General features: G+C 69.0%; 19 protein-coding genes and 1 pseudogene. 14 read left to right on the top strand and 6 right to left on the bottom strand.

What is annotated here, in order from left to right; all coding sequences use genetic code 11:
* From mnmE to AAG565_RS07560, 7 genes and pseudogenes are all read left to right on the top strand, one after another.
* Positions 1 to 1,356: a tRNA uridine-5-carboxymethylaminomethyl(34) synthesis GTPase MnmE gene (mnmE, locus tag AAG565_RS07590; protein WP_348818970.1), complete on the top strand. Its 1,356-nt coding sequence runs from the start codon at positions 1 to 3 to the stop codon at positions 1,354 to 1,356.
* Positions 1,357 to 1,363: 7 nt separating this feature from the next.
* Positions 1,364 to 1,807: a YiiD C-terminal domain-containing protein gene (locus tag AAG565_RS07585; protein WP_348818969.1), complete on the top strand. Its 444-nt coding sequence runs from the start codon at positions 1,364 to 1,366 to the stop codon at positions 1,805 to 1,807.
* Entirely contained in the window at positions 1,776 to 2,645 is an 870-nt protein-coding gene (locus tag AAG565_RS07580; RefSeq protein WP_348818968.1) for a hypothetical protein, read from the top strand. The genes AAG565_RS07585 and AAG565_RS07580 overlap by 32 nt, the downstream gene beginning before the upstream one ends.
* A gap of 96 nt (positions 2,646 to 2,741) precedes the next feature.
* Positions 2,742 to 5,756 (top strand): PKD domain-containing protein, encoded by a 3,015-nt coding sequence (locus tag AAG565_RS07575; protein ID WP_348818967.1) that lies wholly within the window; start codon positions 2,742 to 2,744, stop codon positions 5,754 to 5,756.
* Positions 5,757 to 5,821: 65 nt separating this feature from the next.
* Positions 5,822 to 6,787: pseudogene (locus AAG565_RS07570) on the top strand (XamI family restriction endonuclease).
* Positions 6,788 to 6,789: 2 nt separating this feature from the next.
* Positions 6,790 to 8,418: an SAM-dependent DNA methyltransferase gene (locus tag AAG565_RS07565; protein ID WP_348818966.1), complete on the top strand. Its 1,629-nt coding sequence runs from the start codon at positions 6,790 to 6,792 to the stop codon at positions 8,416 to 8,418.
* The gene (locus AAG565_RS07560) at positions 8,415 to 8,945 is read left to right on the top strand and encodes an NUDIX domain-containing protein (protein ID WP_348818965.1); all 531 of its coding nucleotides are present in this window, start codon (positions 8,415 to 8,417) and stop codon (positions 8,943 to 8,945) included. The genes AAG565_RS07565 and AAG565_RS07560 overlap by 4 nt, the downstream gene beginning before the upstream one ends.
* A 6-nt stretch (positions 8,946 to 8,951) precedes the next feature.
* On the opposite strand, the gene AAG565_RS07555 is transcribed toward AAG565_RS07560, so the two are convergent.
* Both AAG565_RS07555 and AAG565_RS07550 read right to left on the bottom strand, forming a co-directional pair.
* Positions 8,952 to 11,114, bottom strand: a complete 2,163-nt coding sequence (locus AAG565_RS07555; protein ID WP_348818964.1) for an acetyl-CoA hydrolase/transferase C-terminal domain-containing protein — start codon at positions 11,112 to 11,114, stop codon at positions 8,952 to 8,954.
* A 23-nt stretch (positions 11,115 to 11,137) separates the two neighbouring features.
* The gene (locus AAG565_RS07550) at positions 11,138 to 12,079 is read right to left on the bottom strand and encodes a LysR family transcriptional regulator (RefSeq protein ID WP_348818963.1); all 942 of its coding nucleotides are present in this window, start codon (positions 12,077 to 12,079) and stop codon (positions 11,138 to 11,140) included.
* 71 nt (positions 12,080 to 12,150) lie between these two features.
* On the opposite strand from AAG565_RS07550, the gene aceE reads away from it, so the two are divergent.
* The 5 genes from aceE (at position 12,151) to AAG565_RS07525 (ending at position 18,248) form a co-directional block, all read left to right on the top strand.
* Entirely contained in the window at positions 12,151 to 14,820 is a 2,670-nt protein-coding gene (aceE, locus tag AAG565_RS07545; protein WP_348818962.1) for a pyruvate dehydrogenase (acetyl-transferring), homodimeric type, read from the top strand.
* 2 nt (positions 14,821 to 14,822) lie between these two features.
* The gene (aceF, locus tag AAG565_RS07540) at positions 14,823 to 16,478 is read left to right on the top strand and encodes a dihydrolipoyllysine-residue acetyltransferase (protein ID WP_348818961.1); all 1,656 of its coding nucleotides are present in this window, start codon (positions 14,823 to 14,825) and stop codon (positions 16,476 to 16,478) included.
* Positions 16,479 to 16,501: 23 nt separating this feature from the next.
* Positions 16,502 to 16,717 carry a hypothetical protein gene (locus AAG565_RS07535; RefSeq protein WP_348818960.1) on the top strand — a complete coding sequence of 72 codons (216 nt, stop codon included), beginning with the start codon at positions 16,502 to 16,504 and terminating at the stop codon, positions 16,715 to 16,717.
* Between the two features lie 191 nt (positions 16,718 to 16,908).
* Complete coding sequence (locus AAG565_RS07530) at positions 16,909 to 17,580, top strand: hypothetical protein (protein ID WP_348818959.1); 672 nt, start codon at positions 16,909 to 16,911, stop codon at positions 17,578 to 17,580.
* A gap of 44 nt (positions 17,581 to 17,624) precedes the next feature.
* The gene (locus tag AAG565_RS07525; RefSeq protein ID WP_348818958.1) at positions 17,625 to 18,248 is read left to right on the top strand and encodes a TIGR04211 family SH3 domain-containing protein; all 624 of its coding nucleotides are present in this window, start codon (positions 17,625 to 17,627) and stop codon (positions 18,246 to 18,248) included.
* On the opposite strand, the gene AAG565_RS07520 is transcribed toward AAG565_RS07525, so the two are convergent.
* A complete protein-coding gene (locus AAG565_RS07520; protein ID WP_348818957.1) occupies positions 18,230 to 18,367 on the bottom strand; it encodes a hypothetical protein in 138 nt (45 codons plus the stop codon). The two genes, AAG565_RS07525 and AAG565_RS07520, sit on opposite strands and share 19 nt — an antisense overlap.
* Here AAG565_RS07520 and AAG565_RS07515 point away from each other — a divergent pair.
* A complete protein-coding gene (locus AAG565_RS07515) occupies positions 18,362 to 19,225 on the top strand; it encodes an MBL fold metallo-hydrolase (protein ID WP_348818956.1) in 864 nt (287 codons plus the stop codon). The two genes, AAG565_RS07520 and AAG565_RS07515, sit on opposite strands and share 6 nt — an antisense overlap.
* A gap of 4 nt (positions 19,226 to 19,229) precedes the next feature.
* Here AAG565_RS07515 and AAG565_RS07510 read toward each other — a convergent pair whose 3' ends face one another.
* Both AAG565_RS07510 and AAG565_RS07505 read right to left on the bottom strand, forming a co-directional pair.
* Positions 19,230 to 19,664 (bottom strand): hypothetical protein, encoded by a 435-nt coding sequence (locus AAG565_RS07510; protein WP_348818955.1) that lies wholly within the window; start codon positions 19,662 to 19,664, stop codon positions 19,230 to 19,232.
* A 95-nt stretch (positions 19,665 to 19,759) separates the two neighbouring features.
* Positions 19,760 to 21,673 (bottom strand): M1 family metallopeptidase, encoded by a 1,914-nt coding sequence (locus tag AAG565_RS07505; protein WP_348818954.1) that lies wholly within the window; start codon positions 21,671 to 21,673, stop codon positions 19,760 to 19,762.
* Between the two features lie 85 nt (positions 21,674 to 21,758).
* Here AAG565_RS07505 and AAG565_RS07500 point away from each other — a divergent pair, with 85 nt between their 5' ends.
* Positions 21,759 to 22,070 carry a hypothetical protein gene (locus tag AAG565_RS07500; protein WP_348818953.1) on the top strand — a complete coding sequence of 104 codons (312 nt, stop codon included), beginning with the start codon at positions 21,759 to 21,761 and terminating at the stop codon, positions 22,068 to 22,070.
* A gap of 39 nt (positions 22,071 to 22,109) precedes the next feature.
* On the opposite strand, the gene AAG565_RS07495 is transcribed toward AAG565_RS07500, so the two are convergent.
* On the bottom strand, positions 22,110 to 22,670 hold the full coding sequence (locus AAG565_RS07495) for a YceI family protein (RefSeq protein ID WP_348818952.1): 561 nt from the start codon (positions 22,668 to 22,670) through the stop codon (positions 22,110 to 22,112).
* Positions 22,671 to 22,705 lie beyond the last annotated feature (35 nt).

Raw genomic sequence — 22,705 nt, 5'->3', positions numbered from 1 at the left:
GTGACACGCGCGCCGGCCACCGACACCATCGTCGCCATCGCCACGCCGCCGGGACGCGGCGCGGTCGGCATCCTGCGCCTGTCCGGACCGCGCGCCGTGGCCATCGCCGAACGCCTCGCCGGCGCACTGCCGCCGCCGCGCCAGTTCGCGTGGCGGCACTTCCGCACGGCCGACGGCGAGGCGATCGACAGTGGTCTGGTCCTGCGCTTCGCCGCGCCGGCCTCGTTCACCGGCGAGGACGTGGTCGAGCTGCAGGGCCATGGCGGACCGGTGCTGCTGCAGGCCCTCGTCGAAGCGGCCTGCGCCGCCGGTGCGCGGCCGGCGCGTCCCGGCGAGTTCTCCGAGCGCGCGTTTCTCAACGGCCGGCTGGACCTCGCCCAGGCCGAGGCGATCGCCGACCTGATCGACGCCGGCACGCGCGATGCCGCGCGCGCCGCACAGCGCTCCCTCGACGGCGCGCTGTCGCAGCGCGTCACCGCCGTCGCCGACGAGCTGACCGCGCTGCGCGTCTGGGTCGAGGGCGCGCTCGACTTCTCCGACGAGGACATCGACTGGCTCGGCGACGCGCGCCTGCGCGAGCGCATCGCCGCGCTGCGCGAACATCTGCAGGTGCTGCTCGCCGACGCCGGACGCGGACGGCGCCTGCGCGACGGCCTGACCGTCGCCCTCACCGGCCGGCCCAACGTCGGCAAATCCACTCTGCTCAACCGGCTGGCGGGTGCCGAGGTCGCCATCGTCACCGAGATCCCCGGCACCACGCGCGACGTGCTGCGTGAGAACCTCGACCTGCACGGGCTGCCGGTCACGCTGGTCGATACCGCCGGCCTGCGCGACACCGACGATCCGGTCGAGCGCGAAGGCGTGCGCCGCGCGCGCGCCGCGCTCGAGCGCGCCGAGCTGGCGCTGTTCCTCGTCGATGCGCGCAGCGGCATCACCGCGGAGGACGCGCGCCTGCTCGCCGGACTGCCGTCCGCGCTGCCGACGCTGGTGATCCACAACAAGTGCGATCTGCTCCCCGCGCCGCCGCCAGTTACGGACGACGGCCGCACGCACCTGTTCCTGTCCGCGGCCACCGGCGCCGGCGTCGATGCGCTGATCGACGCGCTGCGCCGCTTCGCCGGCTTGGGCGAAGACAGCCAGAGCGCGTTCTCCGCACGCACGCGCCACCTCGACGCGCTGCGCCGCACGCTCGCCTGCGTCGCCGATGCACAGACCCGCCTCGCCGAAGGCGCCGGCGCCGAACTCGCCGCCGAGGAACTGCGCCTGGCGCAGGACGCGCTCGGCGAAATCACCGGCCGCGTCTCCAGCGACGCCCTGCTCGGCGAGATCTTCTCGCGCTTCTGCATCGGCAAGTAGGGCCGCCATGACGCCCGCCGAACTGACCGAGTTCATTCACCGCAGCATTCCGCTGACGCGGGCGCTGGCGGCGCGGGTGACCGAGGCGGGCGCCCGCCGCTTGTGCATCGAGGCGCCGCTGGAGCCGAATCTCAATCCGCATGGCACGGCCTTCGGCGGCAGCCTGGCGACGCTGGGCATCCTCGCCGGCTGGCTCGTGCTGCACCACGAACTCGTCGAAGCCGACCTCGATGTCGGCCTGGTCGTCCGCCACAGCGAACTCGATTACCTGCGGCCGGTCACCGGCACGCTGATCGCCGACAGCGCGCTCGCCGACGCCGACTGGCAGGATTTTGCAGCGACGCTGCGCGCGGGGCGACGCGCGCGCATCACCGTGGTCAGCCGCCTGCGCAGCGGCGCCGACGATGCGGTGCGCGTGCGTGCCGACTATGTGGCGACGCCGCAGCGCTGAGCGCCTCGCGGCGCTGCTGCTGCTGGCCGTCGCGCCGGCCGGGGCGCAGATGCACAGCGAGCGCGTCGCGCTGCGTCTGGACGGCGGCCGCGTCGTCGAAGCCGAGCTGCGGCGACCGGCGGACGTAGATAACCCCCTGCCGGTGGTGATGCTGTTCGGCGGTTTCCGCGGCGCGGCGACGGTGCTCGACGCCGTTCCGGCCGGGCTGCCGCTGGTCGCGGCGAGCTTCGACTACCCCTTCGACCCGCCGCGCCGTTTCCGTTTCCCGCACAGCTTCGCCGACCTGCCGGCGCTGGGCCGCGGCATCGATCAGACCTTCGAAGGCATCCGTCTGCTCAGCGCCCATCTGCGCGCGCGTCCCGACATCGATGCACGGCGCATCACCATCGTCGGCGCCAGCCTCGGCGCGCCGTTCGCGGTGGTTTCGGCCGCGGAGCTGGCGTTGCCGGGCGTGGTCGTGGTCCACGGCTTCGGCCGCACCGCCGAGGTGATCGCGCAGCAGTTCGTCCGCAAGCTGGAGCCGCGCTACGGCGGCTGGGTGCGCGGCCCGGCGCGGCTGCTGGCAGGGCTGCTGGCGTGGGCCTACGACCTGCCGGATGCGGAGATCCATGCGGCGCGGCTCGGGAGCGCGCAGCGCGCGCTGATGATCGTCGCGGCCGACGACGAGCTGATTCCCGCAGCGGCGACGCAGGCGCTGTGGCAGGCGCTGCATGACGCACCGGCGGTGGCCGAACGCATCGACGAGGCCGGCGCGCATCTGCGCGGGCAGGACGATCCGCGCATCGCGGATCTGGTCGCCACCGCGCTGGACTGGATGCGGCGCGTCGGGCTGCTGTGATGCCCTCGCAGTGCGTTTCTCCTCATTCCCCTGCGGCGGGCCGCTGCTAGAGTTGCACATCCCCGGCGCAGACCGGGACTCGATGGGGAAAATCCGATGCGTGCGTTCCCGCTGTTCGTTGCGGCCCTGCTGGCCGCCGTCGTGTGCGGTCCGGTGACGGCCGCCGATCCGGCCACCGGCACGGTCTCGCCGGCCGCGCCGCAGACCGAGTTCACGATGGGGCCGTACCTGACCTCGACCGGCCTGTTCTGCTCGGCGCTCGAAGGCTGCGACAGCTACGAGCTGACCGCCGAACTGCCGGCGGACTACGCGACGACGCATCCCGATGCGCTGATCCGCTTCGGCCTGGGCTGGGCCGGCAAGCTCGACCTGTTCGTGTTCGAGGTCGTCGATGCCGATTCCGGCGAGACGCTGCAGACCTCCGAGAGCACCGATCTCGGTTCGCAGACGATCTACCTGCCGGCCGGCGCCGGCACGCGCCGGCTGCGCCTGCAGGTGACGCCGGCCGCGCCGAACAACAGCGTGATCCACGGCACCGCCTCGCTCAGCGGCGGCGAGGACGACGGCCTGCGTCCGAACCCGGTCGGACCCGGCGTGCCGCGCTACCAGGTCTATGCGCCGCCGGCCGGACTGTCCGGCAACACCGGCGAGCCGTCCACCGGCTACAACCCGGCGAGCAAGCAGTCCTTCATTCTTTCCGGCCTCAAGACGCTGTGGCTGCGCTACCCGCAGGATCTCGACCCGCCGCTGCCGCAGGCCTGCGAGGGCGAATGGGCCGAGCGCTCCAGCGTCGTGACCAGCGTGACCACGCTCGATCCGATCGGCATCACCGATTCGCTGGTGCGCGGCCACGAAACCACCCGCACGATCATCGGCCAGCTCGCCGGCGCCAACAGCGCTGCCGCCTACACCGACGACGACGGGGAAACCTGGATTCCGGTCGAGGGCGGCCCGCCGGTGTCGGCGATCGACCACCAGACCTATGGCGCCGGACCCTATCCGGCCAGCCATCCCTTCGGCATCACCGGCAATCCGGTCTATCCCAACGCGGTCTATTACTGCGGGCAGGACATCGGCTTTGCGTCCTGCGCGCGCTCCGACAACGGCGGCATCAGCTTCGGCCCGGCGACGCTGGCCTACACCGTGCAGCAGTGCGCCGGCATCCATGGCCACGTGCGCGTCGCACCGGACGGCACGGTCTATCTGCCGGGCAAGTCCTGCGGCACCGGCGTCGCGGTGACGGTCTCCGAAGATGCGGGCACGACTTGGACCGTGCGACCGGTGCCGGGCTCGCGGCCGGCGATCCGCGATCCGTCGGTGGCGCTGGCGACCGACAGCACCGCCTATTTCTGCTACTCCAACGGCGACGGCCGCGCGACAGTGTCGGTCACGCGCGACCGCGGCCGCAGCTGGGACGCACCGGTGGAACTGGGCGCCGACATGGGCGTCCGTCACACCATGTTCACGCACGCGCTGGCCGGCGATCCCGACCGCGCGGTCTGCGCCTATCTGGGAACGACCACCGAGGGCAATCCGGTCGCGCTCGACTTCCCCGGCGTCTGGCACCTGTACTTCTCGACGACCTACGACGGCGGCAGGACCTGGACCACGGTCAACGCCACGCCCGACGATCCGGTGCAGGGCGTCGGCGGTATCTGGAACAGCGGCGGCAGCAGCCTCAACCGCAACCTGCTCGACTTCAACGAGATGAGCATCGACGAGCGCGGCTATCCGATGTACGGCTACGCCGACGGCTGCATCGGCGACTGCGACATCGACCCGGCACTCAACAGCTTCGCCGCATTTCCCAAGATCGCGCGCCAGGTTGCCGGCAAGTCGCTGTACGCGGCGTTCGACGCGGCCGAGCCGCGCGCGCCGTCGCCGGCCTGCCTGTCCGGCCTGCGCACGCCGGAGCGCACGCAGTTGAACTGGCGCGTGCCGGAGAACGGCGGCGCGGCGATCGCCGGATACAAGATCTATCGTGGACTGGCACCTGGCGCCGAGGAACTCGTCGGCGCCACCGACGGTACGCCCGGCTACATCGATCTCGGCGTCGATCCGGGAGTCGAGAAGTACTACTACAAGGTCACCGCGATCAACGCCGCCGGCGAAGGCGTGGCCAGCAACACCATCGAGCTGCCGGTGACCATTCCGCAGATCGAGAGCGTCTGCGCCGTGCCCGGCCGGCGCATCGTCGATGACGCCGCCGGCGACGCCGACTTGCCGGACTTCGACCTGATCTCCCTGCACATCGCCGAGCCGGAGCAGACGCCGGACGCGCTGATCTTCCAGATCAAGGTCGCGTCGCTGCAGACCGCCCCGATCGGCACGATGTGGGAAGTGCTGTTCAACACGCCGGCGCTGCCCGGCAGCGGCACGGTCAAGAAACTGGTCGGCATGATCGCCACCGAGACCGGCATGCGCTACGTGCACGGCAGCAACGATTCGCAGGCGGTCGTGCTGGTCGGCTACCAGGAAGTGACGATCGAAGGCGACCTCGATCCCGCCAGCGGCTACAGCCCCGACGGCACGATCCAGCTCGTCGTCCCCCGCAGCGTGCTCGGCGTCGGGCCCGGCGACACCCTGTCCGGCCTGATGCTGCGCACCCACACCGGCGCGACCGACAGCAGCGACACCCACCTCGTGCGCAGCACCAACACCCTCGACACCGCCACCGCGACCGACGGCTACACGCTGCGCGCGACCGACGGCTGCCTACCCAACACCGCGCCGTTCGCGGTGCTCGCGGCGACGCCGGCGCGCGGTGCCGCGCCGCTGACCGTGCGCTTCGACGCGGCCGCCAGCCACGACAACGAGGACGCGATCGTCGAATACGTCTTCGACTTCGGCGACCAGACCGCGCAGGTCGTCCAGGCCACGCCCACGGTCACCCACCACTACGCCCAGGCCGGCTTCTACCGCGCGACGCTGCAGGTGCAGGACGCGCGCGGCAAGCTCAGCGAGAACGTCGCACAGGCAGTGATCGACACGACCGGATCGTCGGGCGGCGGCGGCAGCGATGCCGGCCGCTTCGGCGGCGCGTTCGGCGGCGGCGCGGTGTGGCTGCTGCTGCTCGCGGCGCTGCGGCGTCGGCGCGGCATCGTTGGCTGAGCCATATGCGCGATGGCCGACAATCGGGTGTCGAGTTGATTTTCTAGCCGGAGAGTGCGCAGCGAATGGCCGTCAATCGAGACAAGCCGGGCAGGTGGAAGGCCGATATCGCCGCATCAGTCGACATGTACAACGACTGGTTCATGAACTTTGCACCAAAAGCCTTTCGCGAGACGCGCGTGCCGACCACCCAGGATGTCGAGTCAACCCTGCGTTCGACCGACAACCTCACGAACATACAGCCCGCGATGCTGAGACGGCACCCGGAGATTCTTCCAACGCTCCACATGTCGACCTGTCCGCCGCTCGCGGTCGATCGCCTGATTGGTCTCGCGGGTATTTCGAGCACGCTCGTGAAAGGTATGGAGACGCGAAGGAAGCTCCCTGTGCGCATGACGCAAGCGGCGGCCGACAACGAGCTCGCGCGCATCACGGCAATCATCGAGAAGATGGCCGATCCGGACATCTTTGTCTGGCTATCGCGCAAAGACTCCCCGGCGACCGAGACCGAAATCCACTGAGCCGCCACGATCGTCGCGGACCGGCTCTGCGGGGCGGTCGCCAGCCCGATCATCCGCAACGCGCAAGAGCAGCGGCAACTGGCGGCCATCAAGAAATGGCTTGAGGCGCGTGGCTACAAGCAACTCGTCGCCAGCGACGGGGCAAGGTTCGACACGATGCCACCCGGCACGTTCAGCTTCCGCATGAACGTTCCCGTCCGGCTCAAGGGCGGCGCGCAGTCGGTCAACATTCCGATCGACGCCGCCGTTAATCCGAAGACGGCCAAGAAGGACGGTTTTCCGGTGTTCTTCGAGGCGAAGTCTGCGGGTGACTTCACAAACACCAACAAGCGCCGCAAAGAAGAGGCGGTCAAGATGACTCAGCTCCGCGGCGCCTACGGGAAGAAGGTACAGTTCAATCTATTCCTCTGCGGATACTTCGACAGCGGTTATCTGGGATACGAGGCTGCCGAAGGCATCGACTGGGTTTGGGAGCACCGCATCGACGATCTCGCGAAATTCGGACTTTGAACGTGTCTGACCCCAACGCCACGAGAGAGCAGGAACGCCTCGCGCTGCAAGCTTGTCTAGATGCGGCGAAGTCGCCGACCGAGCGCAACCGCTTCGGCCAGTTCGCGACGCCAACGGACCTTGCCGAGGACATTGTCGGCTACGCCGCGGCCCTTGCGCCTTCGGGCGCCAAGCTACGTTTCCTCGATCCGGCATTCGGTACGGGCGCGTTCTATTCGGCACTTCTCCGCATCGTGCCCAACGAGCGCATTGCCGAAGCCGCCGGCTTCGAGATCGATCCCCATTACGGTGCAGCCGCGACGAACTTTTGGAAAGACGCGCGTTTCGCGCTGACGATCGCCGACTTCACGCATGCAAAACCGTTGCCGCGTTTCAACGTCGTGATCTGTAATCCCCCTTACGTGCGGCACCATCACCTGCAGAATGGCGACAAGGCTTACCTGCAAGCGCGTACGTTGCAGCTTAGCGGGATGAAACTCAGTGGCCTTGCGGGTCTTTACTGTCACTTCCTCGGATTAGCCCACGCCTGGATGACCGAGGGCGGTATTGCCGGCTGGCTCATCCCAAGCGAGTTCATGGATGTGAACTACGGGGAGGCGGTCAAGCGATATCTGCTGGATCGGGTGACGCTCCTGCACATCCATCGTTTTGATCCCAACGATGTGCAGTTTGCCGACGCCCTTGTCTCCTCCGCCATCGTCTGGTTTCGCAATGAGCCGCCCCCTGCCGACCACGAAGTGAAATTCAGCTTCGGCGGTACGCTCGGAAAGCCCCGGATGACGCGTCTCATCTCGACGCGCGCTCTCGCGCGCGAACCGAAGTGGACCCGCTTTCCCGTGGCTGACGTGCGTCATCGCACTGAGGTCCCGACACTCGCCGAGTTTTTCAACATCAAGCGCGGCATCGCCACGGGCGACAACAGCTTCTTCATCCTTGCTGAGGAAGAGATTGTCCGTCGTGGTTTGCCTATGGAGGTCTTCACCCCGATTCTGCCAAGCCCACGATACCTCCCTGTCGATGAAATCAGGGGTTTGGAGGATGGCTCGCCCGACATCGACAGCCGCCTCTTTCTGCTCGATACGAAGCTTCCCGAGCACGAGGTTCGAAGACGCTATCCGGCACTTGCAGACTATCTGGAAGAGGGAAAAGCGAAGGGCTTGCCGCAGCGTTATCTGTGCGCACATCGCAGCCTCTGGTATGGCCAGGAAGACCGGCGAGCCGCACCCATCGTCTGCACTTACCTCGGACGCGGCGACTCGCGGAGAGGCAGGCCTTTTCGGTTCATTCTCAATGGCTCACGCGCCACGGTGACGAACGTGTACCTGGCTCTCTACCCGACACCGCTCATGGCGCGTGAAATGGATCGCAACCCGGGTCTTCTGCGCAGGGTCTGGAGCGCACTGAATGAGTTGCCGCACGACGTCTTACTCGGTGAGGGTCGCGTCTATGGCGGCGGCCTGCACAAACTCGAACCCCGCGAGCTTGGCAACGTGCCGGCCGCGTTCATTGCGGAGCTCTTGCAACGCTCAAGCTCTGTGATCCGGACTGAACAACTTTCGCTCCTCGCGGAGTCGCCTACGGAGCGGCTTGCTACGATGAAGACCCGAACGTCATCGCCGATTCCCGCATGACCGCCTTCAAGTTCTGCCCGCGCTGCGCGCGCCCGCTGATCGAGCGCGAGCAGGGTGGCCTGGTGCGCCGGGTGTGCCCGGACCAGGCCTGCGGTTTCGTGCACTGGGACAACCCGACGCCGGTGGTTGCAGCGGTGGTCGAGCACGAGGGCCAGATCGTGCTGGCGCGTAACGCGCTGTGGCCGCAGCGCTTCTTCGGCCTGATCACCGGCTTTCTCGAACGCAACGAGGATCCGGCCGAAGCGGTGCTGCGCGAGGTCGAGGAGGAACTGGGCCTCAAGGCGCAGTCGCCGGCCTTCATCGGCCACTACACCTTCGAGCGCATGAACCAGCTGATCGTCGCCTATCACGTCGTCGCCGAAGGCGAGATCGTGCTCAACGAGGAATTATCCGAGTACATCCGCGTCGCGCCCGAGAAGGCGCGCTACTGGCCGGCGGCGACCGGGCTGGCACTGCGCGACTGGCTGCACTCGCGCGGCTATCAGCCGGAGCTGATCGACTTGTCGCCGCGCGGCAAGGGCGGATAGTTCGGCTCAGGTGCCGCCGGCGCGCAGTGCTTCGACGAGCAGCATGCGTGCGACCTTGTCCTGCAGCGTGGCGGGCGCATCGAGCCTGACGCGCGCCAGGTGCGGCCGCGTGCTGGCCGGGATGTCGGCGGCGCGGAAGCGCGCGAGATCCAGCAGCAGTTTCCACTTGGGCGTCGCGTGCGCCTTGGCCTGCACGGTCTTCAGCGCCCGGGCCAGCACCAGCTCGTCGTCGGTGAAGTCGCAGCCCAGCGGAAACGCCGGGAACAGGCCGGCCGCACGGTATCCGGCGATGCGCCGTTCCAGTGCCTCCGGCGTGTTGTGGCGGTAAGCCTCGGGGATGACGTAGCCGGACTCGATCTTGCCGGCGCGCTGCGCCTGCGCGAGCAGTTCCTCCTGGAAGCGCGAATCGGCGATGTGGATCATCGCCTTGGCGACCTCGCTGTCGGTTTTCGAGCGCAGGTCGGCGATGCCGTACTCGGTGACGACGATGTCGCGCAGGTGGCGGGGAATGGTGATGTGGCCGTAGTGGAGCACGATGTTGCTCTGCGCCGGCTTGCCATCGGCTTCGCGCACCGCGCGGATCAGCAGGATCGAGCGGCCGGTGCTCAGGTGATGCGCCATCGCCACGAAGTTGTACTGGCCGCCGACGCCGGAAACGACGCGCAGGTCGGCCAAGCCATCGGAGCAGACCGCGCCGGAGAGCGTCGCGATCATGCCGGTGTTGATGAAGCGCGCGTCGCGGCGCTGCTGCTGGTAGAGGCGCGGGTTGTGGTCGAGCTGGTTGGTCTTGTACACGCTGGTCATACAGATCGACGCGCGCGTGGCTTCGTCGAGCGTGCGCAGGCCTTCGTAGAAATCCGCGGGTCCGAGGAAGAAGCCGCCGTGCAGGACGATGCCGTTGCGCAGACGCTCGCCGAGGCAGCGCGCCATCACGCGGCGCGACGCCGGATTGGCGACGTTGGCGATGGCGCGCGCGCCATCCGGCGCGGTGATGTGACCCTCGTCGTAGCGCACGTCGTCGCGGAAGAAGCCGTGATGCTGGAGGATCTCGAAGTCCTTCGTGCGAATGACGCGTACGCCGAGTTCGTCGAGCCCTTCCAGAACATCGGCGGTCAGCGCCTGCGGGTCGCAGCGCCCTTCGTTGATCAGCTGCTGCAGCGCCCAGAAGTCGTACACGCGGCGCTTGAGGATGCCGGCGCGCAGCAGATGCCAGAAGCCATCGACGAACATCTCGGTCGAGCCGTACAGGCCCTGCTCGAACGCTCCGGTGCCGCCGACCGACTCGATCAGCGCGCTGCTGCGCGCCAGCAGGCCGAGGTCGCCGAGCACGGCGCGGTAGTTCTCCGGCGCGCTGTGGCGCAGCTTCAGCGCGTGCACGATCGCGTCGCCGAGGCTGCCGATGCCGATCTGCAGCGTGCCGCCGTCGCGCACCAGGGCGCTGGCGTTGAACCCGATGTGATAGTCGGCCGTCGTCACCGGAATCTTCGGCGTCGGGAACAGCGGCGTCGTGTAGCGCGGATCATCGACGACGAGGTCGAACAGGTCCGGCATCACCTCGGCGTCGTTGCCCATGTACGGCAGGTTCTGGTTGACGACGGCGATCTTGACGTGCGGCCGGCCGCTCGCACGCAGCAGCTCGATCAGCTCGGGGCCGGTGTCCGGGTTGCTCGACAGACTGTAACGGGTGCCTGCGCCGCTGCCCCGCTTGGCGACGATCTGCGCGACGACGTTGCAGCCGCGGTTGAAGACGTCGCGCGCGGCGTGCGTGTAGTTGCTGCTGACGTAGTGCTGCTGCGCGTGGCGGTTGTGCAGCATTGCGCCCGGTTTGAAGTAGAACTCGCAGACCTCGACGTTGGCCGGCAGGCTGCCGTCGCGCAGCGCCTGCATGTACGCCAGCTCGGGCACACCGGCGAAGACGCGCGCGACGAAGGGTTCGAGGAAGGCCCGTTCGATCGGGCTGTCGCCCGACGGCTTCTCCAGCGACAGCGCGGTCAGGATCGTCAGATGGATCGAGTGGTCGTTGAGCGCGCGGCGGTAGATCGCGTTGACCAGCTCGACCGGCTTGCCCAGGCCGAGCGGCAGGCCGAGCACGATGTGCCGGCCGATGCGCCCGAGGATGCGATCGACGGCGGCTTCGACATCGTCCAGCACCAGCGGCAAGGTCTGCATGGAATCTCCTGCGTGCGCACGGATTATGCCCGCCGCACCCGCTCGCGCGGCGCGGTCAGCTGGCGGGTCAGCGCCAGCAGGTTGAGGATATGCGGGGCGCCGCTGTCCGCGCTGCGGTAGATCAGCGACAGCCGCGCCTTGGGCACCGGCCGCTGGATCGGCCGGTAGCTGACGCCCTCGGTGTGCACGCGCTGCATCGACGCCGGCACGATCGACACGCCCAGCCCGGCGGCGACCAGGTTGACGATGGACGTGACCTGCGAGGCCTCCTGCACCACGCGCGGCGCGAAGCCCGCAGCGCGGCAGGCGCCGATGATCTCCTCGTGCAGGCCGGCGCCGACCGCGCGCGAGAACAGCACGAAGGGCTCGATCGACAGCGCCAGCAGCGGGATGCGCACGCGCGCCGCCAGCGCATGACCGGACGGCAGCGCGACGACCATGTCCTCGGCGACCAGCGGCTCACTGCACAGGTCGGGCTCCTCTTCGAGCAGCGGCCGCACGAAGGCGGCATCGACGGTGTCGTTGCGCACCGCGGCGGCCAGCCCCGGCGTCGTGCGCTCCTCCAGCGACAACGCCACCGCCGGGTAGCGTCGCCGGAACTCGCGGATCACCTTGGGGATCAGCGGGTGGAACGGCGCCGAGTTGATCATGCCGATGCGGATGCGGCCCAGTTCGCCGCGCGCGACGCGTCGCGCACGGGCCGTCGCCTGATCGACGTCGCGCAGGATGCGGCGCGCGTCCTCGACGAAGGCGGTGCCGGCGCTGGTCAGCTCGACGCCGCGCGGCAGGCGCCGGAACAGCGGCGTGCCGAGTTCGCGCTCCAGCGCCATGATCTGCTGCGACAGCGGCGGCTGGCCGATGCCCAGGGTCTCGGCGGCGCGCGTGAAGTGGCGCGCGTCGGCGACGGCGACGCAGTAGCGCAGGTGACGCAGCTCCATCAGCGATATCTCGAACAGATGAGTCAACGGCTTTTCATATATTGGACGTATCGAAGCGCGGCGGTCTACAGTGACCGCCGCACCCCGAGGGACCTGCCGTGAGCGAACCGACACCGCCGATCACCGACATCGACCCGCAGGAAACGCGCGAATGGCTCGATGCGCTGCAGGCCGTGCTGCAGCACGCCGGGCCCGAACGTGCGCACCACCTGCTCGAAACCCTGACCGAGAAGGCGCGCCGCAGCGGCGCATTCATCCCGTTCTCGGCGAACACCGCCTACCTCAACACGATCCCGCCACAGCTCGAAGAACGCTCGCCCGGGGATCATGCGCTGGAGTGGAAGATCCGTTCGATCATTCGCTGGAACGCGCTGGCGATGGTGGTCAACGCCAACCGCGAGCACGCCGGTATCGGCGGACACATCGCCAGCTTCGCGTCGGCGGCGACGCTCTACGACGTCGGCTTCAATCACTTCTGGAAAGGACCCGACCATCCGCAGGGCGCGGACCTGGTGTACATCCAAGGTCACTGCACGCCCGGCATCTATGCGCGCGCCTTCCTCGAAGGGCGCCTGACCGAAGCCCAGCTCAACCGCTTCCGCATGGAGGCGTTGCAACCGGGCCTGTCGAGCTATCCGCACAGCTGGCTGATGCCGGACTTCTGGCAGTTCGCGACGGTGAGCATGGGCTTGGGGCCAATCACCGCGATCTACCAGGCGCGGCTGATGAAGTACCTGGAAAACCGCGGCCTGGCGCCGATGGACGGCCGCAAGGTCTGGTGCTTCTGCGGCGACGGCGAGATGGACGAACCCGAATCGCTCGGCGCGATCGACATCGCCGCACGCGAGAAGCTCGACAACCTGATCTTCGTCGTCAATTGCAACCTGCAGCGTCTCGACGGCCCGGTGCGCGGCAACGGCAAGATCATCCAGGAACTCGAAGGCGTGTTCCGCGGCGCCGGCTGGAACGTGCTGAAGGTGATCTGGGGCTCGCTGTGGGACCCGCTGATCGCGCAGGACACGTCGGGCAGGCTGCTGCAGGCCTTCAACGAAACCGTCGATGGCGAGTACCAGAGCTACAAGGCCAAGGGCGGCGCGTACACGCGCCAGCACTTCTTCGGCAAGTATCCGGAGCTGGAGCGCCTGGTCGCCGGCTGGAGCGACGAACAGATCGCGCAGCTCAACCGCGGCGGTCACGATCCGCACAAGATCTACGCCGCCTACGCGGCTGCGGTGAAGCACAGCGGCTCGCCGACGGTGATTCTCGCCAAGACCGTGAAGGGCTACGGCATGGGCGAGGCCGGCGAGGGCCAGAACATCACGCACCAGCAGAAGAAGGTCGGCGAGGACGCGCTCCGCGCCTTTCGCGACCGCTTCAAGATCCCGATCTCCGACGACCAGATCGCGCAGACGCCGTTCTACCGCCCCGCGGACGATTCACCGGAGATCCGTTACCTGAAGGAACGCCGCCAGCAGCTCGGCGGTTTCCTGCCGGCACGTCGCGTCCACAACGAGACACTGGAGATCCCGCCGCTCGCGGCCTTCGACAAGCTCATCGCCGGCACCGCCGAGCGCGAGATCAGCACGACGATGGCCTTCGTGCAGATGCTGCAGACGCTGTGCCGCGACAAGAGCATCGGCAAGCGCGTCGTGCCGATCGTGCCCGACGAGGCGCGCACCTTCGGCATGGAGGGCATGTTCCGCTCGCTGGGCATCTATTCAATCGTCGGCCAGAAGTACAACCCGGAGGACGCCGACCAGCTGGCGTTCTACAAGGAGGACATCAAGGGCCAGATCCTCGAGGAAGGCATCACCGAGGCCGGCGCGATGTCGTCTTGGATCGCCGCGGCGACCGCCTACGCCAACCACGGCGTCTCGCTGCTGCCGTTCTACATCTTCTACTCGATGTTCGGCTTCCAGCGCATCGCCGACCTGGCCTGGGCCGCCGGCGACATGCGCGCACGCGGCTTCCTGCTCGGCGCGACCGCCGGCCGCACGACACTCAACGGCGAGGGCCTGCAGCACGAGGATGGCCATTCGCACGTGATGAGCGCGGTAGTGCCCAACTGTCGCAGCTACGATCCGGCCTACGCCTATGAGCTGGCGGTGATCCTGCAGCACGGCATGCGCGAGATGTACGTCGAGCACCGCGACGTCTATTACTACGTCACGCTCTACAACGAGAACTACGCGCACCCGCCGATGCCGCCGGGCGCGGAATCCGGCATCGTCAAGGGCATGTACCTGCTGCGTGCCGAGGACAACGCGGCCAAGGCCCACGTGCAGCTGCTCGGCTCCGGCAGCATCCTGCGCGAGGTCGTCGCCGCATCCGACCTGCTCAAGGAGGAATGGGGCGTGACCAGCGACGTCTGGAGCGTGCCGAGCTTCACCGAGTTGGCGCGCGACGGCCGCGAGACCGAGCGCTGGAACCTGCTGCATCCGCAGGACAAGCCGCGCAAGTCCTATGTCGAGGAATGCCTGGGCGGCATGACCGGCCCGGCGATCGCCTCGACCGACTGGGTGCGCGCCTACCCGGAGCAGATCCGGCCCTACGTGCCGCTTCCCTACCACGTGCTCGGCACCGACGGCTTCGGCCGCTCCGACAACCGCCCGGCGCTGCGCGACTTCTTCGAGATCGACCGCCGCTGGATCGTGGTCAAGGCGCTCAAGGCGCTGGCCGAACAGAAGCTCGTGCCGGCCGAGCGTGTCGGCCAGGCGATCAAGATCTACGGCATCAAGCCGGATCGTGCTTCTCCATGGACGGTCTGAACATGAGCCAGACCCTCGAGGTGCAGGTTCCCGACATCGGCAACTACCACGACGTGCCAGTGATCGAGGTGCTGGTCAAGGACGGCGACCGCGTCGCCAGGGACCAGCCGCTGGTCGTGCTCGAATCCGACAAGGCGACGATGGAAGTGCCGGCGCCGGCCGACGGCATCGTGCGCGGCTTGCAGGTGAAGCTCGGGGACAAGTTGTCGCAAGGCAGCCCGATCTGCACGCTCGAACAGACGGGCATCGGGCATCGCGAATCGGGAATCGTAGAAGACAAGGCGGCGCCGCCTGCGGCCCCTGCTGTCACTGCTGCGCCACAGCCTGTTGCGCATGCAGCCGCGCCGGCGACCCCATCCAACGATTCCCGATCTGAAGTCCGCATCCCGGACATCGGCAACTACCACGACGTGCCGGTGATCGAGGTGCTGGTGAAGGACGGGGACCGCGTCGCCAGGGACCAGCCGCTGGTCGTGCTCGAATCGGACAAGGCGACGATGGAGGTGCCGGCGCCGGCCGACGGCGTCGTCAGCGGCCTCGCACTCAAGGTCGGCGACAAGGTCTCGCAGGGCGATCGGGTGTGTACGCTGACCGGCGCTGTGGAAACCGCACCGATGTCCGCTGCGGCTAAGCGCAGTGCCGCCGTCCCTGGCGCGACCTCGTCTCCCGTTCCGGCCCCGGCCCCGCCATCCCTGGCGGGGCGCACGGCGGGACAAACTGCCATTCAAGGCAGTTCGTCCGCTTCCGCCGTGCCCTATGCGGGCCCGGCGACACGCAAGTTCGCACGCGAACTGGGTGTCGATCTCGCCCAGGTCAAGGGCAGCGGCCCGCGCGGGCGTATCGTCGTCGAGGATGTGCAGGCTTTCGTCAAGCAGCGCATGTCGCAGTCCGCCACCGCAGCGGCCGCGGTCCAGGGCTCCGGCATTCCGCCGATTCCACCGGTGGACTTCGCACAGTTCGGCGAGATCGAGACCAGGCCGCTCGCGCGCATCCGCCGGATCTCCGCGCAGTTCCTGCACCGCAGCTGGGTCAACGTGCCACACGTCACCCAGTTCGACGAAGCCGACATCACCGAGCTGGAAGCCTTCCGCAAGCAGCAGAGCGAGGAGTCCGCCGCGGCCGGCGGCCCGAAGCTGACGCTGCTGCCGTTCCTGATGAAGGCGGTCGGCGTGGCGCTGAAGCAATACCCGGAGTTCAACGCCTCCCTCGCGCCGGACGGCGAAAACCTGATCCTGAAAAAGTACTGCCACATCGGCTTTGCCGCCGACACGCCCAACGGCCTGGTCGTGCCGGTCGTGCGCGATGTCTGGACCAAGGGCATCGCCGAACTGGCGGCCGATTGCGCGGCGCTGGCCAAGAAGGCGCGCGACGGCAAGCTCAAGCCCGACGAGATGAAGGGCGGCTGCTTCTCGATCTCCTCGCTCGGCGGCATCGGCGGCAGTCACTTCACGCCGATCGTCAACGCGCCCGAGGTCGCGATCCTGGGCGTGTCGAGGAGCCAGATGAAGCCGGTCTGGGACGGCCAGCAGTTCGTGCCGCGGCTGCTGTGCCCGCTGTCGCTGTCCTACGACCACCGCGTCATCGACGGCGCCTACGCGGCGCGCTTCATCGTGCATCTGGTCAAGCTGCTGTCGGACCTGCGTCGCGTGCTGCTCTAGAATCGCCGCATCCGGAGATCCGCATGACGACGACGAAGAAGACGGGCAAGCCCGCCGCGAAGGCCGAAAGCGCCGCAGCGCCGCAGAAGAAGGGACCGACGAAGGGCATCTTCAAGCAGCCCTTGCAGAAGCCGCAGCCCTGGTCCTTCGGCGGGCGCGGCGTGCGTCCGCAGGACGAGGGTGCCAAGGCGCAGCCGGACGCCGAGCGTCTCGCCGGCAAGTCGCGCAAGGTGCATTGAACGCCCGGATGGCCGCCCGGCCCGCGCGACGGCGCGGTGCCCGCATCTGACCGGTCACGCCGCGGATCCGACCGCTGATCGGCACGCGCGCCGTTCCCCCCGGCCCGGACGCCGCCGGTCTCCTCATCCCGCCCGCGGCCGCTGCGCGCGCCGACACTGTGTCCACTCCCCTGCCGGCACGGAGGTGTGTCATGACCCGGTTGGCTGAAACCCCGGCCTTGCGTCCGTCCGGACCTTCGCTCGACGAATTCGCCCGTCGACTGTGCGCCGAGCTGGGTGCCGGCTACCAGGTCCAGGCTCCCGCGGGCGCTTCGCATGAAACCGAGGCGCTGCACGTGTGGACGCCGGAGCGCGGCTGCCTGAGCCTGCGTCGCAGCGGCGGCGAGTTCGTCGTGCAGGCGATCGGCTGGCCGGTGGTCGCGCAGCTCGGTCTGCGCCGCCGCTTCGGCCGCGAGATCGGCGCGCGGGTCGCCATCGACCGCGACATCCGCAGCGCCGCGCGCGACCTGCGCCGCCGCGTGATCGAGCCTTACCGGCTGGCGCTCGCCGAGGCCCGCAGTGCCGAATCGAGCTGGCGCAGCCTGCTGCAGGACGTGACGGATTGCGCGCGGTTGGCCGGCCTCAGCACCGAGGAGCTGCACGCGGTGGGCAGGACGCTGCAAGCGCGGCGCCCGCTCGGCGCGCTGGACGAGTCGGGCCACTACGTCGCCAGCCAGTGCACGAACACGATCCATCTGCAGGACGAGGGCGCGCTGGGCAGCTTCGAGGCCCACTACCTGTCCCTGGCCGAACTCGCCGAGCTCAACCGCTTCATCGACACGCTGGTCGCGCGCCGCCGGCCGAGCCTGCGCCTGCGCGCCTGAGCCGCACACGGCGGACCGTCGCGGGCTGCTAGACTCGCGGCGCCATGAAAGCGTGCCACCTCTGCCTCATGCTGTTGCTGCTGCCCGCGGCGAGCTGGGCCCAGAAGCAGCAGTACGTCAACGACGAAATCACGGTCTCGCTGCGCGACGGCCCGCGCAACGATGCGACCTTCCTCGGACTGCTCAAGAGCGGCGATGCGGTCACGGTGCTGGAGAACCTGGGCGAACAGAGCTTCGCCAAGGTGCGCACCGCCGACGGCCGCGTCGGCTGGGTGACGGCGCGCTTCCTCACCGACCATCCGGCGGCGACGAGTCTGCTTGCCGATGCGCGCAGCGCCCTCGATCAGGCGCGCGCCCGTATCGAAGAGCTGGAACGCGAGCTGCAGGCCGCACGCAGCAGTGCGCCGCCCGCGCCGGCAGCAGCCGCGCCTGCGGTTGCCGTGCCGGCGCTGCCGGATGACGAGCTCAAGCGCCAGAACGCGGTGCTGCGCACGCAGATCGCCGATCTGCAGCGGCGTCTGCAGCTGGCGGAATCCACCGCAGCGGGTGACGACGACCGCCGCAATCTGATGCTCACCGGAGGCCTGCTGGCGCTCGCCGGTCTGCTGCTCGGCATGCTGCTGCAGGGGCTGGCGGGACGGCGCCGTCGTCACTGGAGCGACTTCTGAGCCGCGCACGCCGCGTCGCCGGCATTGCCGGGCTGGCGCTGCTGCTGGCAGCCGTCGGCGCGACGGTCTGGCTGTTCGCGCTGCGGCCGCAACGCGACGCCCGCCTGCTGCAGGTGCATGCGCTGAGCGCGTCGGCGTCCGCGCCGGCGGCGCTGACCTTGAGCTGGTTCGGTACCACGGCGGTGCTGCTGCGCGCCGGCGACGACGCACTGATGGTCGATCCGTTCTTCACGCGGCCGCCCGGCCTGTGGCCACTGCTGCGCAATGACCACATCGCGCCGGACGAGGCGCTGATCCGCAAGTGGCTGCGCAAGGAGAACGTGACCCGGCTGCACGCCGTGCTGGTATCGCATTCGCACTACGACCACGCGCTCGATGCCGGCGTCGTCGCGCGTCTCACCGGTGCGGTGCTGGCGGGCTCGGCGAGCACCGCGAACATCGGCCGCGGCGCCGGACTCGATGACCGCCGTATCGTGGTCGCCGCCGCCGATCAGGCCCTGCGCTTCGGCCCGTTCACGGTGCGCTTCATCGAGAGCCGTCACGCCGGCGCGACCGGCGGCGCGCCGACCGGCGAGATCGCGGCGCCGCTGACGCCGCCGGCGCACTATCTGGACTATCGGCAGGGCGGCACCTGGTCGATCCTGGTCGAGCATGCCGACGGCAGCGTGCTGCACCACGGCAGCGCGGGGTTCATGCCGGGAGCATTGCAGGGGCGCCACGCCGACGTGGTCGTGCTCGGCGCGGCGCTGGTCGATGACGCGGAGTCCTATCTGCAGCAGACGGTGGATGCGGTCGGCGCGCGGACCGTCGTGCTGACCCACTGGGACGATTTCACGCGCCCGCTCGACGCGCCGCTCAAACCGATGCCGGTCGTCGTCGATCTGGCGCCGCTGCTGGCGGCGCTGGACCGTCGTGCGGGACTCCGCGTGATCACGCCGGCGCTGGCCCGGCCGATCGCGGTGAGCGGCGCCCGCTGAATCCTCAGGCGGCGCTGGCGGCGTCGCCGCAGCTCAGGTGATTCTCCAGGTGCGAGAGCAGGCGCTGGCGCTGCCACGGCAGCCGGTGGCCGGCCATCAGCTCGGCGCGGGCGATCGCGCGCACCTCCTGGGCCAGGCTCTGCGCGAAGGGCGCGGGCTGTGCAACGCCGCAATGGTGCAGCTCGCTGGCGAGCATGTTGGTGAAGATCTGGGTCTGCCGTGTCAGGGCGGCTTCGCTGTGCGTGCGCCGGGCCGCGGCCATCATCGACGTGCGCTCGTCACGCCGGCCGTAGCAGGCCTCCCAGTAGGCCTCGATCGCCATCAGCAGGCGCCGCGGCCCCGGCTCCAGGCCGGTGATCGCCTGCACGATGCTGCGCAGCACGAGATGTACGTGCGCGCGGAATTCGCTGTGCAGGCGCAAGGTTTCTTCCATCGACATCCACCCCGGATTCGGTACCGCGATAGAAATAACGGGTACGGACGCGCGTGGATATCCCCTTCAGCGACCGCGGTGTGAGCGGAGTCTCATTCGGTTCACGATTTCGCCGGCGCCGCGGGCTGGTCCAGGATCTGCTCGACGGCATCGCGCGCGATCGGGTGATAGCCGGCGCGCGCCTCGCGGTAGATGCGCCGCGCCGTTTCGAGGCCCGCCGGCGTCTTCGCCAGCTCGCGGTAGATCGGCGTGATCAGCGACATGCGCCCGACCGACGTCAGGTGCCGCTGCATCGCCGGGTAGGCCGGGGCGTAGGCGTTCTGCGCGGTGACGCGCAGCCAGCGCGCGGCGAGCACCGCGTTGCGGCTCTCCGATAGCTTGAACGTCGTGTCGAGCTCGGCCAGCTGGCGCGGGCTCAGCGACGACGGCAGGTTGTCGAGGAAGTACTGCCACTGGCGCAGGCGCCAGTCCTGCGTCGCCAGCCGCCGCGCCGGCATGCCCGCGAGCCAGGCCGCGCGCGCCTCGTCCACGCGGGCGAAGGCATCCGACCGCGGCCACACGGTGTCGCCCGGCATCTCCGGCGAGCGCAGCCAGGCATCGACCTGTGCGCGGCTGACGACGCCGGGAAACCTGTGCAGCAGCTGCCGGTCCAGCTCGTCGAGGAACTGCGCCGTGGTGACACTCTGGAAGGCGTGCCGGTCGAACCAGCCGCGCAGGAAGGCGTCGAAGCGCGCGCGCCCGAAGCGGTCTTCCAGATACGCGAGGAACAGCGCGCCGCGCTCGTAGGGCACGTCGGTGACACCGTCGTCCGGATCACGGCCGGCGAGGTCCGGCATCAGGGTCTTGTCGCCGTCGCGTTCCAGGCGTGCGAGAGTCTCGCGCAGGTCGCTCGCGCCCAGCGCGCGTTCCTGCGCGCCACGGTCGGCGCCATAGACTTCCTCCATGATCCGGTAGGTCAGGTGGTTGGTGAAGCCTTCGTTGAGCCAGAAGTCGTTCCAGCTGGCGTTGGTGACGAGGTTGCCGGACCAGGAGTGCGCCAGCTCGTGCGCGACCAGCGACACCAGCGCCTTGTCGCCGGTGATGATCGTCGGCGTCGCGAAGGTCAGGCGCGGGTTCTCCATGCCGCCGTAGGGAAAGCTCGGCGGCAGCACCAGCAGGTCGTAGCGGCCCCAGCGGTACGGCCCGAAGATCGCCTCGCAGCGCTCGATCATCGCCTCGGTGTCCGCGAACTCGCGCGCGGCGCGTTCGACCATCGAGGGTTCGGCGAACACGCCGGTGCGCGGGCCGGTGGCGCGGAAGCGCAGGTCGCCGACCGCGAGCGCGATCAGATACGAAGGGATCGGCTGCGGCATCGTGAAGCGGTAGTCGCCGTTGCGCGGCGCCTCGAGATCGAACTCGGCGCTCATCACCGCGACCAGATCCTGCGGCGTGCGGATGCGCGCCGCATAGGTCGCGCGCACCTGCGGCGTGTCCTGCAGCGGGATCCAGCTGCGCGCGTGGATCGCCTGTGACTGCGTGAACAGGAACGGCCGCTTCTTGTCGGTGGTCTGCGCCGGCGCGAGCCATTGCAGCGCGCTGGCCTGCGGCCGCGTCGCGTAGTCGATGCGCACGCGCTCCGCGCCCGGCGGCAGCGCGATGCGCAGCGCCGAGCCGAGCACGGCGTCGGGCGCATCCAGCGTGAAGCTCGCCGGCGCGTAGCGGCCGTCGGCGCCGGCGGCCTGCACGGCGCGGATGTCGAGATCGCGCGTGTCGAGGATCAGGGTCGCGGCGCGCCGGTCGAGGCGCTGCAGCTGCAGTTCGGCACTGCCGGACAGCGTCTTGGACGCGAAATCGACACTCAGGTCCAGCGCGATGTGCCGCGTGCGGAACGCGTCGGTGTTGGCGTAGGAGTGCGGATCGGGTGCGCGCGCCGCGGCAGGCGCGGTGAGGATCGCCGTCGGGCGCCGCAGCGCGTCGGCCGGCGTGCAGGCGGCGGTGAACAGTGCAAGCAGGACCGGCAGCAGGGAACGGACCATGGCGGCTCGCGGGATCGGTGGGCCGCGCATGTTACGCGCTCCGCCCGCGGCAGGATAAGCTGCACCCCGTCCACCGGAGAGTCCCATGTTCCCCGTCCTGAGCCGCCCCGGTCTCGCGCTGATCTCGGCGCTCGCGCTCACCGCCTGCCATGGAGCCACGCCCGTGCCGACCCCGGAACCCACGCTCGCGCCCGTGGCGGGCTACGTCACCGACCTGCCGCGCTTCGAGGCCTACATCGCCACGCATCCGACGCCGGCAGAGTTCGCCCGCGTCTATCCCGACGTGCAGCTGGTGCTGCCCGGCCAGATGGCGACCAAGGAGCTGCGCTTCAACAACAGCCGTTACTTCGCCGAACTCGACGCGCAGGGCCGCATCGTCGGCGGCAAGTTCAAGTGAGGCCGGGCAGCGTGCGCCGCAGGACCGGCGGCGCCGCAGCTACTGCCGGCTCGCCTCGACCTGGATCTTGAGCGTGACGTCCTCGCCGATCGCCGGCGAGTAGGTGGTGATGCCCCAGTCGCTGCGCTTGATCGTCGCCACCGCGTCAGCGCCGCAGTGCGGCACCTTCTTGATCGGGTGCTCGCCGCAGCGGAAGTGCGTGACCTCCAGCGTCACCGGCTTGCTGACGCCGTGCATGTCGAGGTCGCCGGTCACGGCGACGAGGCGGTCGCCGTCGAACTTCAGTGACTTCGACTTGAAGGTGATCGCCGGATACATCTCGACGTCGAAGAAATCGGGGTTCTTCAGGTGCGCGTCGAGCTTGGGCACCGCGGTCTGCAGCGAGGCGGCGTCGATGCGCACGTCGATCGCGCCGGTCTTCTTCTTGAGGTCGAGCGTGATCGTGCCCTCGGTGCGGGTGAAGCCGCCGCGCGTCGTCGAGAAGCCGAAGTGGCTGACCTCGAAGCTCGGCAGCGTGTGCGCCGGATCGATCACGTAGGTGTCGGCCGCCGCGAGCGGGCCGCTCATGCTCAGCGCCAGGACTGCAAGAACACGTTTCATGCGACGACTCCCCGGATGGTGGATGGATTAAAGGA

Source organism: Fontimonas sp. SYSU GA230001 (assembly GCF_040066175.1).
GTDB lineage: Bacteria > Pseudomonadota > Gammaproteobacteria > Nevskiales > Nevskiaceae > Solimonas.
Note: the sequence above shows the minus strand (reverse complement) of the source record. Positions and strands in the feature narration are given on the sequence as shown.